This is a genomic window from Pseudoalteromonas sp. Xi13 (assembly GCF_003952205.1).
In the GTDB taxonomy this organism is placed as follows: Bacteria; Pseudomonadota; Gammaproteobacteria; order Enterobacterales; family Alteromonadaceae; genus Pseudoalteromonas; species Pseudoalteromonas atlantica.
In genome coordinates this window covers 423,216-437,639 of the sequence record NZ_CP034439.1, presented here as the reverse complement: position 1 = coordinate 437,639, position 14,424 = coordinate 423,216, and the positions used below count along the sequence as shown (strand labels likewise).

Sequence of the window (14,424 nt, the reverse complement as noted above, 5' to 3'; positions counted from 1 at the left end):
ACGCGTAGCAGCGGGTTTAGCCAAAAGCGATAATTCCTTGACTGTAATTCGACCTGTAAAACGTGATCACTTTAGATCTAGGCCTATTTTAAAAACGCGACATAAAGTCGCTGCTACGGTGTAAGATGTAGCAGCGGGTTTACCCCGCGATTATGATTACGTGATCATTCATTTAAAAACGCGACATAAAGTCGCTGCTACGTGCTTATACAATCTCTTAAACAAAAAAGCCGCTGTAAAAAACAGCGGCTTTTAAAAAATTCTCGTTAATTAAAAACTAGTGCTCTTCATTAACGATATTGAGATTGTACTTAGGTATTTCAACCACTAAGTCTTCATCTCTAATAACTGCTTGGCATCCTAAGCGAGATTCTGACTCTAAGCCCCATGCTTTATCTAGCATGTCGTCTTCTAGCTCATCGCTTTCGTCTAGTGAGTCAAAGCCTTCGCGGATCACTAAATGGCATGTAGTACATGCACACGATTTTTCACATGCGTGTGGAATGCTAATGCCGTTTTTAAGGGCCACATCAAGGACTGTTTCGCCCGCAGGCGCTTCAAGTGCTGCACCGTCAGGACATAATTCCGGATGGGGAAGAAAAATAATTTGTGGCATTCTAACCTCTTTAAACGTTGTCTACTGACTGCCCTGTAAGGGCCTTTTTAATTGATGCATCCATTCTGCGCGAGGCAAAATCGCTGCTAGCGTTATCTACTTTTTCAATTGCGGCTTTAATATCACCTGGTTGCTGTGCGGTTTCGCGCACTTTAGCAAGCTCGCTTATTTCAGCTTTTAAATTAGCAAGTTGAATATCGTCGAGCAAGTCACCGTCGCTAGCAAGTGACGCCTCTAGTGCTTCTATAACACGTAGTGCTTCTACTTGTTGCTCTTTAAGCATACGTGCTTGCATGTCATCTTTAGCGTTACTCATTGACTCTTTAAGCATGTTAGCTACTTGGTCATCAGATAAGCCAAACGATGGTTTAACTTGGATTTCAGCTTGCACACCCGTTGATTTTTCCATTGCTGATACACTTAACAAGCCATCGGCATCCACTTTAAAGGTAACACGAATATGTGCAGCACCTGCTGCCATAGCCGGTATGCCTTTTAAGCTAAATTTAGCCAGCGAGCGGCAATCGTCAACTAGTTCGCGTTCACCTTGTAGCACATGTAAAGACATTGCCGTTTGGCCGTCTTTAAAGGTAGTAAATTCTTGTGCACGAGCAACAGGAATAGTGGTATTACGCGGAATTATTTTTTCAACTAACCCACCCATCGTTTCAAGGCCAAGTGACAGTGGCAATACATCAAGTAATAGCATGTCAGAATCGGGCTTATTACCTACTAATACATCAGCTTGTAATGCAGCACCTAGTGCAACAACACGATCTGGGTCGATTGATGTTAGCGGCTCTTTTTCAAAAAAACCTTCAACCTGGCTGCGAACCAGTGGCATGCGAGTTGAACCACCTACCATTACAACTTGCAGCACTTCTTCGTTTTCGATGCCGGCATCTTTTACTGCACGACGACACGAACGAAGTGTTTTTTTAACAAGTGGCATAGCCAGCTCGTCAAAGGTTTCGCGTGTCACTTCTACGGTGTGTTTTTGCTCGTCAAATTCAAGCACTACATTTACTTTTGCGTACTGGCTTAGCGCTTCTTTACACGCTTTTGCTTTATTGATGAATAAACGTAAAACTGAGGGTGATAATGATGACACACCTGTTTGCTGCTTAAAGTAATCGACTAATAGCGAATCGAAATCATCGCCACCTAAGCTTGAATCACCGCCAGTTGCCATTACTTCAAACACACCTTGGTGTAAGCGAAGTATTGAAATATCAAAGGTGCCGCCGCCTAAATCGTAAACAGCAATGATACCTTCTTGGCCCGAGTCTAACCCGTAAGCGACTGCCGCAGCGGTTGGCTCGTTTAATAAACGTAATACGTTAATGCCAGCAAGCTCGGCTGCATCTTTAGTGCTTTGGCGCTGTGCGTCATCAAAGTACGCAGGCACAGTAATTACTGCACCTAAAATCTCTTGATTACCAAAGCTTTGCTCTGCTCGCGCTTTAAGTGCCGCTAAAATATGGCTAGAGGCTTTAACAGGGCTGATTTTTCCAGCATCGGTTTGAATGGCAAGCGAGCCGTTATCTTCACAAAACTGGTACGGTAATTGGCCGTAGCTTTGCTCTATTTCGGCTTGGGTTTTACCTAAAAAACGCTTAACCGAAATAAGGGTATTGGCTGGGTCTTGTGTTGCAGCTTGTGCAGCATCGGTACCTACCGTGATGCCGCCAGCTTGGTAACGCACAACCGATGGCAACATCGCTGCACCAAGGTCATCTGTTAATGTGCGGGCTTCGCCACTTTGTACCGTTGCAACCAATGAATTAGTGGTACCTAGGTCAATACCTATTGCTAATTTGTGTTCATGTGGTGCCGCGCTCTGCCCCGGCTCAGCAATTTGCAATAATGCCATAATGCTCTTTAAACTCGTGTTGCTCGCTTTACAGCAAGTAATTAATCGTCAAATAAACTGTCTTCAATGCGCTCAAGTTCGTCTTCTAATTTATATACAAACTTTAATTTGCGAATGTTGTCAGCAGCTTGTTGATATTGCGCCTCGTCGTTACTTGCAAGTTGCTCGGCAAGTTCATTACTGTATTGGATTTTTAATTGCTTTATTTGTGATTCAAAATTGGCGATAGCGGCCTCAGGATTACTTGCTGAAGCGAGCTCTTCAAGCTCTTCACGCAGTTCCATTTGCTGCATTAAGAACATTGGATCTTGCAGTGTTTGTTGCTCAGCTCGAATATCAACACCTAGTTCGCTGAGCATATATTCAGCTCGTTTTACTGGGTGTTTTAGCGTTTGTAGCGCATCGTTAATTTCAGCGGTACTTTGTACGGCCATTAACTTATCACGGCTGCTCGCATTAGCGTGGCGATCGGGATGCACTGCGCGCTGCAGCTCTAGGTAATGCTTATTTATTGTTGCCAAGTCAATGTTGTAATCAACTGGTATTGCAAATAACTCAAAGTAACGCATAGCTTCAACCAATAAAATTTAGAAATACAAATTTCACAAATAACAAAGCCCTACAATTACTGGCAGGGCTTAAAAATACTACAAAGGTAGCTGAGCTTAAACAGTAAAGCTTTCGCCACAACCACACTCGTCGGCTTGGTTAGGGTTATTAAATTTAAACCCTTCATTTAAGCCTTCTTTGGTGTAGTCAAGCTCAGTGCCGTCAATGTAAACCAAGCTTTTAGCGTCAACAATTAAGGTAACACCTTTAGCTTTAAAGGTTTCATCGTCTTCGTTAAGCTCATCAACAAACTCGAGTACATAAGCAAGACCTGAACAGCCCGTCGTTTTAATGCCAACGCGCAGGCCTAAACCTTTACCGCGGTTTGCTAAAAATGATTGTACGCGGTTTGCTGCCGCATCTGTCAATGTCACTGCCATGAATTTCTCTTACTTCGCTTGTTTGCTTTTGTAATCAGCAATTGCTGCTTGAATTGCATCTTCAGCTAAAATTGAACAGTGAATTTTCACTGGTGGTAATTCAAGCTCTGCACTGATATCAGTGTTTTTAATAGTTGATGCTTCGTCTAGTGTTTTGCCTTTCACCCACTCTGTTACAAGTGATGATGAAGCAATTGCACTGCCGCAACCGTATGTTTTAAATTTTGCATCTTCAATAACGCCTTCAGACGATACTTTAATTTGCAATTTCATTACGTCACCACATGCTGGTGCGCCAACCATACCCGTTGCCACTGACGGATCATTTTTGTCTAAAACACCAACGTTACGTGGGTTTTCTACGTGGTCGATTACTTTATCACTATAAGCCATAATTCTATCCTCATTACCTGCTACGGTAGGTGCTCACTCGTATTAGTGGTGAGCCCATTCAACTGAATCTAAATCAACACCTTCTTGATGCATTTCCCATAAAGGAGACATCTCGCGTAGGCGACCGATAGAGTTTTTCATTAATTCAACGGTGTAATCAATTTCTTCTTCGGTAGTAAAACGGCCAATACTAAAACGAATTGAGCTGTGTGCTAGTTCGTCGTTACGGCCAAGTGCGCGTAGTACATATGAAGGCTCTAAGCTTGCTGATGTACACGCAGACCCTGATGATACCGCTATGTCTTTTACTGCCATAAGTAACGACTCACCTTCAACAAAGTTGAAGCTGATGTTTACAATACCTGGTACTGATTGGTCTTGTGCGCCGTTAAAGTATACTTCGTCCATATCAGCCATAATGCCGTCAATTAGGCGTTTACGTAATGCGCTGATGTGTGCGTGATCTTTTTCAAAATCTTGCTTAGCAATTCTAAATGCTGCACCCATACCTACTAGCTGATGAGTTGCAAGTGTACCTGAACGCATACCACGTTCATGGCCGCCACCGTGCATTTGCGCTTCTAGGCGAGCACGTGGTTTACGACGAACGTAAAGTGCGCCAACACCTTTAGGGCCATATACTTTGTGGCCTGAGAACGACATAAAATCAACTTTAAGCTGTTGTACGTCGATTAATACTTTACCTGCGCTTTGTGCTGCATCTACGTGGAACATAATTTTACGTTCGCGACACATTTCGCCAATAGTATTGATATCTTGAATTACACCTAGCTCGTTATTAACGTGCATAATGCTGACAAGAATAGTGTCGTCACGCATAGTTTCTTCAAGCTTTTTAAGATCTAACAGGCCGTTTTCTTCAACGTCCATGTAGGTTACTTCAAAGCCTTGGCGCTCAAGTTCACGACACGTATCGATTACTGCTTTGTGCTCAGTTTTAGCGGTAATAACGTGCTTACCTTTCTTTTTGTAAAACTGCGCTGCACCTTTAATTGCAAGGTTATTTGATTCTGTTGCGCCCGATGTGAAAACAATTTCACGCGGGTCGGCATTAATTAAATCGGCAATGTCTGTACGCGCTTGGTCAACTACTTCTTCAGCTTGCCAACCAAAACGGTGCGAACGTGACGCAGGATTACCAAAATTACCGTCCATTGTCAGGCATTGCATCATTTCTTTTGCAACACGCTCGTCAACAGGCGTGGTCGCTGCGTAATCTAAATAAATCGGTAACTTCATTTCTCTCTCCGCTGCAGGTCAACTTTTATAGTTGACAGCTTACTTGAATGTTTTCCAACTGCTTAATTGCATTATTGATGCTGTTATCTTGGCGAGATGCGATTTCTTTCACATCTGATTTTTCCACCAATTCAGCTAAGGTAATATTATTTAAAAACTCTTCGATACGTGCGCTTAAATCAGACCATAGGTTATGAGTTAAACAACGCATACCGCTTTGACACCCAGTATCGGCACCTTGGCAACGTGTTGCATCTACCGATTCGTCTACGGCGCTAATTACATCGCCAACAGAGATAACCGCGGCTTCTCTGCCTAGCAAATAACCGCCGCCAGGACCACGAACCGAGCTCACTAAGCCATTTTTACGTAAACGGGCAAATAATTGCTCAAGGTAAGACAAAGAAATTTCTTGTCTTTGTGAAATATCAGCAAGGGCAACAGGACCTACACTCGCATGTAGTGCAACATCCAGCATAGCTGTTACGGCATATCTGCCTTTTGATGTTAACTTCATAACGCCCCCCGCACAAAAGAGTGCAAATTTTAATTACCAGAGTAAAATAGTCAAGTATTATCACTTGATAAAAATTTGATTAAAGAACACTGTTCTATTAACAAATTTTTAATACCTGACCTTTTTGGTCAAGTATTAGGTGTATTGTAATTACTTGAGTGTTTTAGTCAAGTATTAGCTCGTTATTTACCCGCAGGTTTTTATAACCAATCGCTATACCTTACTTAGGAATAGATTTATTAATTGAGGTAAGAATGCCACGCAGTATGTTCAGCTCTGCCTCTTCTGGGCGTGCACGGTTAAACAAACGGCGTAGCTTGGTCATTACTAAACCTGGATGCTGCTTAATAATAAAACCGGTGTTATCGAGCGTCTCTTCTAAATGCTCGTAAAATAACTCTGTTTGTTTTGAGCTTGGGTAAGCAGTCTCATCGTCTGCTTGCTCAGCCTTTGGCTGCTGATTTAAAAACGCCATACGCGTTTCGTAGCTTAGCGTTTGCACCGCCATAGCTAAATTAAGCGAGCTGTACTGTGGATTTGCAGGAATACATACATGGTAATTACACAGCTGTAGTTCTTCGTTAGTTAATCCGCTGTTTTCACGGCCAAATACAAGCGCTACAGGGCCGTTTACAGCCTCAGCAACTAGCTTTTCACCGCACTCACGTGGCTCAACCATAGGCCAAGACAGCGTGCGTGAACGAGCACTCGTACCAATAGTTAATGCACAATCGGCAATGGCATCAGCCACAGTGTCAACAATAACCGCATTGCCTAAAACATCAGTTGCACCGGCTGCTAAGGCGCTTGCATGGCTGTCTACTTCACAAGCAGGGTCCACTAAATACAGTTTTGATAAACCCATGGTTTTCATGGCGCGAGCCGCCGAACCAATGTTGCCAGAGTGTGAGGTATTAACTAAAACGATGCGAATATCATCTAAGATCATTGCTGTGCTACTTTACTATGCCAAAAAATTGTGCGAATTCTAACATAAAAGCGCGCTAAGATCCTAGATCCTTAAAACCGATCAACACGCTAAATACCGTTAAACCATGGCCGCTTTAACATACACATCAAAACGATTCTTTTTTGTTTTAATTTGCATGCTGGGGGTTTGGTTGTTTAAAAATGGGGCGTAATCGGGGCGTTTAACTACCACACGCTTACTGGCAAGTGGATAGGCAAATTCAAGTAAGTCATCGGCGTCGGTATCTGCGCCTACCAATGCCTGAAATACGCGCATTTCTTTTTTAACTAACGCTGATTTTTCTCGGTGTGGAAACATAGGATCTAAATACACTACATCAGGCATGCTCTCGCACTGCTCTAACAACGTGTGGCTTGAGCCAAACACTAAGCTCATATTTTGCTGCATCCACGAGCCAATCTCTGCATCTTCGTAAGCGCGTTTTAAGCCATCAAATAATAAAGCCGCTACCACAGGGTGGCGCTCATGCAGTATAACCTTACAGCCAAGTGACGCTAGCAAAAAGCCATCTCGGCCAAGCCCGGCAGTGGCATCAAGTACAACAGGGGTTGCGCCTTTATTTAACCCTACCGCTTTTGCGATTGATTGGCCTTTGCCGCCGCCAAACTTACGCCTATGAGCAACAGCACCTGTTACAAAATCTACGTTTATTGCGCCAAGTTTAGGCTCATCGCTTTTTAAAAGGCTAAGGCCTTTATCGTCGTAATGCAGAGTAAAACCGCTACTACTTTGCGCCCATTGGGCTAAGTTAAAACGCGTTTCTAGCTCATTTAAATATGGGCGACACTCTTTAAAAGCACACTGAATAACCACTACACACTCCGACGAAAAATTTCAGCTGCAGTATAACAAGCGTTAAAGCACTAAAATAGCTCTATATCGCTTTGATGCGCAAGACTATGTGAGCTGGCCTCATCTACTTTAGAGCGTAAGCTGCACAATAATTCGTTGCGGCTCTCGGTCACTTGTTTAAGCTGGTACTTTATAAACGCTAAATCACTATTTGCGGTTACTAGCAGTTGCATAGTTTCGTCTAATTGCGACATGTATAAAGTTAAATCGGCAGGATTGGCGTGTGCTTGTGTTTGCTTAATTGCACAGTTAAGTTCATGAAGCTGCTCTATAAACTGCCTTGTGTAGTCGTTTTGTACAACATTTTGGCTAGTAAGCTGCTTTACTATATCTTGCAAAGCAGTGCTAATTTGGGTGGCTTGTTCAAAGCTATTTTCGTTTCTTTCCATAGCAACGACCTTTTCGTTTGTCACTTCGAGTATGTGCGGGAATAAGTCTTTATAACGGCCGTATAAAGCACGATTATCAGCCGGCATATTCTTAATTAATAAAGATATTTTGGGGTAGTTAATAATGGTGCTGTTACCAATATCCACAAATCGACTGGCATTACGGTGCTGCTCTAAAAGCTCCTGCTCGAGCGGGCATACACCACTTTCTAAACTATAAAAATAGCTCCCCCCCTGATACCAAAACACAATAACCACGTCTAAATTAAACGGGCTAAAAAAGGCAAGTAAGTGCTCGCTTAACGACTGAAAGTTATGACAGTGATAGCTTTGCCCCACAAACCTAACAATACGCCCCATATCTCCCGACTCCGCCAAGGCCATTGCGGCGGTATCTTGCGCTTTAGCTACATCAAATTTTAGCTTTTCACACTGCTGCCGGTACTCATAAAGCACTTTAATGCGTGCCATTAGCTCTTCGGTGTTGAAGGGTTTTATTATGTAGTCAGATGCGCCTACGCTGTAGCCTTTTACTCTATCGTTAAGCTCCACCTTAGAGGACAAAAACATAACGGGTATATCGTGTGTTGACTCATCTTCTTTTAATGCTTGGCATACTTGGTAGCCGGACTTACCGGGCATTTCTATATCAAGTAAAATTATGTCGGGCGTGTGCTTTTTGGCTAGCTTAAGTCCTTGTTCGCCATCTTTGGCGTGAATAAGCTTACAAAAGCCCGCTAAAGCCTCTTCAATAATTCGATGAACATACAAATCGTCATCAATCGTTAGTACCAACTTTGCCATGCCCTAGTCCATTTTGCTGCGTATACACAAAGCATAGTACGGGAGGTTAAAATTACTAAAAACAATTGGCCAATATATTAAAAAACATAAAAAAAGCGCCATATAGGCGCTTTATAAGGTTAAGTAGTTGTTTATGCAGCTATACCACTGTGACGCAGTAGCGCATCAACATTTGGCTCGCGACCACGGAACTTTTTAAATAACTCCATAGGTTCTTCACTGCCGCCTTTTTCTAAAATATTTTCTAAGAAGGCTTTACCTGTTTCGGCGTTAAAAATACCGTCTTCTTCAAATTTAGAAAATGCATCGGCAGAGAGTACCTCAGCCCATTTGTACGAGTAGTAACCGGCGCTGTAGCCACCTGCAAAAATATGACTAAAGCCATGTTGAAAACGATTAAACTCAGGCGGGTTAACCACCGACGTGCGGCTACGTACATCGTTTAAAATCGCTTGAATTTGGCACTCTTGGTTTGCCTGGTAGTCGTGGTGGATTCTAAAATCGAACAACGAAAACTCAATCTGACGCAGCATTTGCATGCCAGAATTATAGTTTTTGGCAGCCAGTAGCTTATCAAGTAGCTCTTTTGGTAATGGCTCACCACTTTCAAAGTGGCCTGAAATAAAGCTCAGCGCTTCTTCATCGTAACACCAGTTTTCTAAAAATTGGCTTGGTAGTTCTACGGCATCCCATGCAACGCCGTTAATACCAGCAACAGGAGCAGCATCGACTTGGGTAAGCATGTGGTGTATACCATGGCCAAATTCGTGGAAAAGCGTGGTTACTTCGTCATGTGTAAATAGCGCCGGTTTGTCGCCTACCGCTTTATTAAAGTTACACACTAAGTATGCCACGGGTGTTTGCAATTCGCCGCTGGCGCGCACTTTACGACCCATACAGTCATCCATCCACGCGCCGCCACGTTTGCGTTCGCGTGCATATAAATCAAGATAAAAACGACCGCGCAATGTGTTACTGCTATCAAAAATTTCAAAAAAGCGAACATCGCTGTGGTAGCTATCAAAGTCGCTTACTTCTTTTACCTTAATACCAAAAAGGCGGTTAACGGTTTCAAATAAACCGCTAAGTACTTTATCAGCAGGGAAATAAGGGCGCAGTACTTCATCTGAAATTGCGTATTTTTCTTGCTTGAGCTTTTCGCTGTAGTAACCAAAATCCCATGCTTGAAGCTCAGTAATACCATGGTGTTGCTCAGCATAGGCTTTTAGCTCTGCCACTTCTTGCTCTGCTTGAGGCTTAGACTTAGCGGCTAAATCTTCTAAAAATGAGAAAACTTGCGCTGGCGACTCGGCCATTTTAGTTGCTAATGATTTTTCAGCGTAGTTATTAAACCCTAATAGCTGCGATAGCTCATGGCGTAGTGCAAGCTCTTCTTTCATAATGGCTGAGTTATCAAACTCACCCGCATTAGGGCCTTGATCTGAAGCGCGCGTACAAAATGCTGTGTAGGTTTCTTTGCGCAGTTCGCGGTTATCTGCATAGGTCATTACCGGTAAGTAAGACGGAAAATCAAGCGTAAATACCCAGCCGTCTAAACCTTTGCTTTTAGCTGTTTCGCTAGCAAGCGCTAATGCCGACTCTGGCAAGCCTGCCAATTGGCTTTCATCGGTAATGTGTTTATGCCATGCAAGCGTTGCATCCATTACGTTGTTGCCAAATTTAGAGGCAAGTTCAGATAAACGCGTGCTAATTTCGCCGTAGCGCTTTTGATCTTCTGCTGATAATGCAATGCCTGAAAGTTTAAAATCACGTAGGGCGTTGGTGATGGTTTTTTGCTGCGCAGTGCTGAGTGTTTTAAATTCATCGCTGTTATAAAGCGCATTATACGCTTCGTACAGGCCTTGATGCTGCCCGACAAATGTTGAGTACTCAGATATAAGTGGTAAACATTGCTCGTAGGCTTCACGCAGCTCGTCGTTATTCATGACTGAGTTAAGGTGCGATACTGGTGAAAACATACGCGAGAGTTTATCGTCGGCTTCTTCAAGGGGTAATACTAAATCGTTCCATGTAAACGAGCCTTTTTCTAACACGTCATCTATGGCTTTACGACATTGCTCTATACCGTGCTTTAGTGCCGGTACTACGTACTCTGGCTTTATTTTTGAAAATGGGGGTAAGCCTTCTAGGCCAATGAGTGGATTTATTTGTGCTTCGCTCATGAATTTTCTCAATTTAATTGACTATGAATTTGAAGTTGGGGCAAAACGGTGAAATACAAGCCTCCATTAATGGGTCTAATATAGCTTAGGATGAAACTGATCGGCATAATAAACAATTTCGTTTGTTGTATTTATCAGCTTTTTAGCGCGCCGCGCTGGGTGACTTGCACTTAGCATATGCTATCATCGGCACATTATAGTTAAATATATTTTTTGAGGATAAAACATGGCTCAGCATTTTGATTACATTGCGATTGGAGGTGGTAGTGGCGGTATTGCCTCTGCTAACCGTGCGGCAATGCGTGGCGCTAAAGTAGCGCTTATCGAAGCAAAACACATGGGCGGCACCTGTGTTAATGTAGGCTGTGTGCCTAAAAAAGTAATGTGGCATGGCGCACAAGTTGCTGAAGCAATTAACTTATATGCACCTGATTACGGCTTTAACGTAGAAGTAAAAGACTTTAACTGGAGCAAACTCGTTGAGAGCCGCGAAGCGTACATTGGTCGCATTCACAAAGGATACGACAACGGTTTAGCTAACAATGGCGTAACCGTAATTAATGGTTTTGCTAAATTTGTTGATAGCAAAACCGTAGAAGTAAACGGCGAGCATTACACGGCTGACCATATTTTGATTGCAGTAGGTGGACGTCCGCATACTCCTAATATCCCAGGTGCTGAGTACGGTATAGACTCAAATGGCTTTTTTGAATTAACAGAGCAGCCAAAGCGAGTAGCGGTAATTGGCGCAGGCTACATTGCTGTAGAACTTGCCGGTGTACTGCATGGTTTAGGCACAGAAACTCATTTATTTGTACGCAGACACGCGCCGCTTCGTAATTTTGATACGCTACTGGTTGAAACCCTGGTAGAGATCATGAAAAAAGAAGGCCCAACACTGCATACCGAATGCTCGCCTAAAGAAATTGTTAAAGAAAGCGATGGTAGCTTAACCATTCATTTTGAAAATGGTTACAGCCAAAATGTTGACCAAGTAATTTGGGCTATTGGCCGCGAGCCAAGCACCGATGTAATTAACATTGCAGCAGCAGGGGTTGAACTAAATAGCTCTGGTTATGTAAAAGTAGATGAATATCAAAATACAAACGTACCTGGTATTTATGCTGTAGGCGATATTATTGAGCACGGTATAGAACTTACGCCTGTCGCTGTTAAAGCCGGCCGCACCCTATCAGAGCGTTTATTTAATAAAGACCTACCTGATGATTTAAAAATGGATTACAGTCTTGTACCTACCGTGGTATTTAGCCACCCACCTATTGGTACTATTGGTGAAACCGAGCAAGAAGCTATTGCTCGCCACGGTGAAGAAAACGTAAAAGTGTACAAGTCGGGCTTTGCCGCTATGTACACAGCCGTTACACAACACCGCCAACCGTGTGCAATGAAGCTTGTATGCGTAGGCCCTGAAGAAAAAGTAGTTGGCTTACACGGTATTGGTTTTGCCGTTGATGAAATGATTCAAGGCTTTGCGGTTGCTATGAAAATGGGCGCAACTAAAGCTGATTTTGATGCTGTTGTTGCACTGCACCCTACAGGCTCAGAAGAGTTTGTGACGATGCGCTAAGCAAATTCTGCTTATAACGTTAAAAGCCCTTACTATGTTTTAGTAAGGGCTTTTTTATGCTTAACGCATTTAACCCTATGCAGCACAACTAATTAACTCAACTTATTACAAAAAACACATCATAAATACATAAAATAAAAACATAACCCATTAATTTAACAGCAAAAAAATTAGACCGATAAATTTATAAAAAGTTTCTATAATGTTTTGGCTTTTAGCTATTTTTATAATTAAACTGCCGCGCATTGTTTTCTATTTGAGCTTTTATATGTTTTTACTGCGATCTTTTATTTACTTATTATGCTTAGCAGGTGTGGCTTTTTTAATTCAGCTTGAAGGTTTTGATTTACAGCAAAATGCACTTTACAGTGAAGAAACACTAACCGAACACATGCAAGATATTTTAACCTTTTTAAGTTGTATGCTGTTTTTTTACGCCTCACGTATTCACTCTGATCTTAAAATAGCCGCGCTGTTACTGGCTGCTTTGTCGGCTGCTATGTTTGTTAGAGAATTTGACACCTACCTAGATATGTATGTGTTTGATGGCGCATGGCAAGCAATTGTATATACGCTGTTAGGGAGCGTACTACTTTACTTAAAAGCCCAACGAGGCTTTATCTACAGCTCGTTAAAAGCCTATGCGCAAACACCGAGTTATGGTATTTGTCTATCTGGCTTAGTGACCTTACTCGCTTTTTCGAGAATGATGGGCAAGGGCGAGTTTTGGCACTCAGTTATGGGAGAACAATACGTTCGGGTCGTTAAAAATATTATTGAGGAAGGCATAGAAACCTTGGGTTACACGCTTATTTTTATCGCTGCTATTGAGCTTGTATTGTTTTGCCAAAAACACGCTAAACACACGCAAGCCTCTATTACAGAGCAAACAGCCTAGCTGCTAAGTAATACCGGTTTAATTAAGTAGTAGCCATTCTAGCGTGCAAAATAAAGCGCTAATAGGGTTTTAACGCTATTCACCTATTACTATAAATGGCTCATGTCTTAACACAATTGGTATAAGTGATTTTGTGTAGCTTAAATTTGCTAATTGGTTTGATTACTCAATATACTTAGCGTGCCTATTGCTACTCGTATTTGGAAGTTATGATTAAAGACATACTCATGCACCCTTTTTTAGTTTCTGTGCTCGTGCTTGCCATTGCATTTGTGCTTAAAGTACTGGTTGATAAACTAGCAAGAAACCGCGCAGAAAAAAAAGAAAAAGACATTCGTTACATCACTCATAACATTAAGCACTTTATTAATTTTGTTATGGTGTTGTCGCTGCTATTTGTGTGGTCGACCGAAATACAAAATTTTGCGCTGTCTATTGCTGCGTTTGCAGTGGCTATAGTGCTTGCAACTCGCGAGTTTATACAATGCGTTATTGGCTTTTTTTATCTAGTTACCACCCGCCCGTTTAGAGTAGGTGATTGGATACAAGTAGGTGACTATTTTGGCGAAGTAGCCGAAACAGACTGGGTAAAAACCACCATGCATGAAATAGACATGCACACTTATCAGTTTTCGCGCAAAACAATTTATATTCCAAATAATAAGCTGATCACCAGCTCAATTAAAAACCTTAATTATGTAAAACGCTTTGTTACTCATCATTTTACTATTGTACGCAGGGAGAGCTTTAACCCTTATGTTATTCATGACGAATTAGTCAATCAGGCAAAACTGTACTGCGAAGAGTTTCACGATGTAGCAACACGTTATAATTCGATGATAGAGCGTAAACTCGATGCCAAAATTTCAGGTCCGGCACCGGTTATTCACTTTGGCACTACAGAGCTTGGTGAGTTTAAAGCAAGCTTTACGCTATTTTGCCCAACCAACAAAGCGCTTGAAATAGAGCATAAATTAACTGAGTGTTTTATGGCTTTGTGGTACGAACAGGCGAAGAAGAACAAAGAAGAGCAAAGCGAGGCGTAAACCTCGCATTGGTAACCTATAAAGC

14 protein-coding genes are annotated in these 14,424 nt (G+C 42.3%); 3 read left to right on the top strand and 11 right to left on the bottom strand.

The window, feature by feature from the left end:
* Positions 1-277 precede the first annotated feature (277 nt).
* From fdx to prlC, 11 genes are all read right to left on the bottom strand, one after another.
* Positions 278-616 (bottom strand): ISC system 2Fe-2S type ferredoxin, encoded by a 339-nt coding sequence (gene fdx, locus EJ103_RS01955; RefSeq protein WP_004585776.1) that lies wholly within the window; start codon positions 614-616, stop codon positions 278-280.
* A 10-nt stretch (positions 617-626) separates the two neighbouring features.
* Complete coding sequence (gene hscA, locus EJ103_RS01950; RefSeq protein WP_126005723.1) at positions 627-2,489, bottom strand: Fe-S protein assembly chaperone HscA; 1,863 nt, start codon at positions 2,487-2,489, stop codon at positions 627-629.
* Between the two features lie 41 nt (positions 2,490-2,530).
* Entirely contained in the window at positions 2,531-3,058 is a 528-nt protein-coding gene (hscB, locus tag EJ103_RS01945; protein ID WP_004585774.1) for a co-chaperone HscB, read from the bottom strand.
* Positions 3,059-3,154: 96 nt separating this feature from the next.
* The gene (iscA, locus tag EJ103_RS01940; RefSeq protein ID WP_004585773.1) at positions 3,155-3,478 is read right to left on the bottom strand and encodes an iron-sulfur cluster assembly protein IscA; all 324 of its coding nucleotides are present in this window, start codon (positions 3,476-3,478) and stop codon (positions 3,155-3,157) included.
* Between the two features lie 9 nt (positions 3,479-3,487).
* The gene (gene iscU, locus EJ103_RS01935) at positions 3,488-3,871 is read right to left on the bottom strand and encodes a Fe-S cluster assembly scaffold IscU (protein WP_004585772.1); all 384 of its coding nucleotides are present in this window, start codon (positions 3,869-3,871) and stop codon (positions 3,488-3,490) included.
* 42 nt (positions 3,872-3,913) lie between these two features.
* A complete protein-coding gene (locus EJ103_RS01930; RefSeq protein ID WP_004585771.1) occupies positions 3,914-5,131 on the bottom strand; it encodes an IscS subfamily cysteine desulfurase in 1,218 nt (405 codons plus the stop codon).
* Between the two features lie 25 nt (positions 5,132-5,156).
* Positions 5,157-5,648, bottom strand: a complete 492-nt coding sequence (gene iscR, locus EJ103_RS01925) for a Fe-S cluster assembly transcriptional regulator IscR (protein WP_004585770.1) — start codon at positions 5,646-5,648, stop codon at positions 5,157-5,159.
* 220 nt (positions 5,649-5,868) lie between these two features.
* Entirely contained in the window at positions 5,869-6,597 is a 729-nt protein-coding gene (gene trmJ / locus EJ103_RS01920) for a tRNA (cytosine(32)/uridine(32)-2'-O)-methyltransferase TrmJ (RefSeq protein ID WP_054982876.1), read from the bottom strand.
* A 99-nt stretch (positions 6,598-6,696) separates the two neighbouring features.
* On the bottom strand, positions 6,697-7,452 hold the full coding sequence (locus tag EJ103_RS01915) for a class I SAM-dependent methyltransferase (protein ID WP_126005721.1): 756 nt from the start codon (positions 7,450-7,452) through the stop codon (positions 6,697-6,699).
* A gap of 50 nt (positions 7,453-7,502) precedes the next feature.
* The gene (locus EJ103_RS01910) at positions 7,503-8,684 is read right to left on the bottom strand and encodes a response regulator (RefSeq protein ID WP_126005719.1); all 1,182 of its coding nucleotides are present in this window, start codon (positions 8,682-8,684) and stop codon (positions 7,503-7,505) included.
* Between the two features lie 131 nt (positions 8,685-8,815).
* Positions 8,816-10,867, bottom strand: a complete 2,052-nt coding sequence (prlC, locus tag EJ103_RS01905) for an oligopeptidase A (RefSeq protein WP_126005717.1) — start codon at positions 10,865-10,867, stop codon at positions 8,816-8,818.
* Between the two features lie 226 nt (positions 10,868-11,093).
* Between prlC and gorA the strand changes: the two genes are divergently transcribed.
* From gorA to EJ103_RS01890, 3 genes are all read left to right on the top strand, one after another.
* Positions 11,094-12,455: a glutathione-disulfide reductase gene (gene gorA / locus EJ103_RS01900; protein WP_055254577.1), complete on the top strand. Its 1,362-nt coding sequence runs from the start codon at positions 11,094-11,096 to the stop codon at positions 12,453-12,455.
* 313 nt (positions 12,456-12,768) lie between these two features.
* Positions 12,769-13,353 carry a hypothetical protein gene (locus EJ103_RS01895; RefSeq protein ID WP_241232288.1) on the top strand — a complete coding sequence of 195 codons (585 nt, stop codon included), beginning with the start codon at positions 12,769-12,771 and terminating at the stop codon, positions 13,351-13,353.
* 209 nt (positions 13,354-13,562) lie between these two features.
* On the top strand, positions 13,563-14,399 hold the full coding sequence (locus EJ103_RS01890) for a mechanosensitive ion channel family protein (protein ID WP_055254579.1): 837 nt from the start codon (positions 13,563-13,565) through the stop codon (positions 14,397-14,399).
* Positions 14,400-14,424 lie beyond the last annotated feature (25 nt).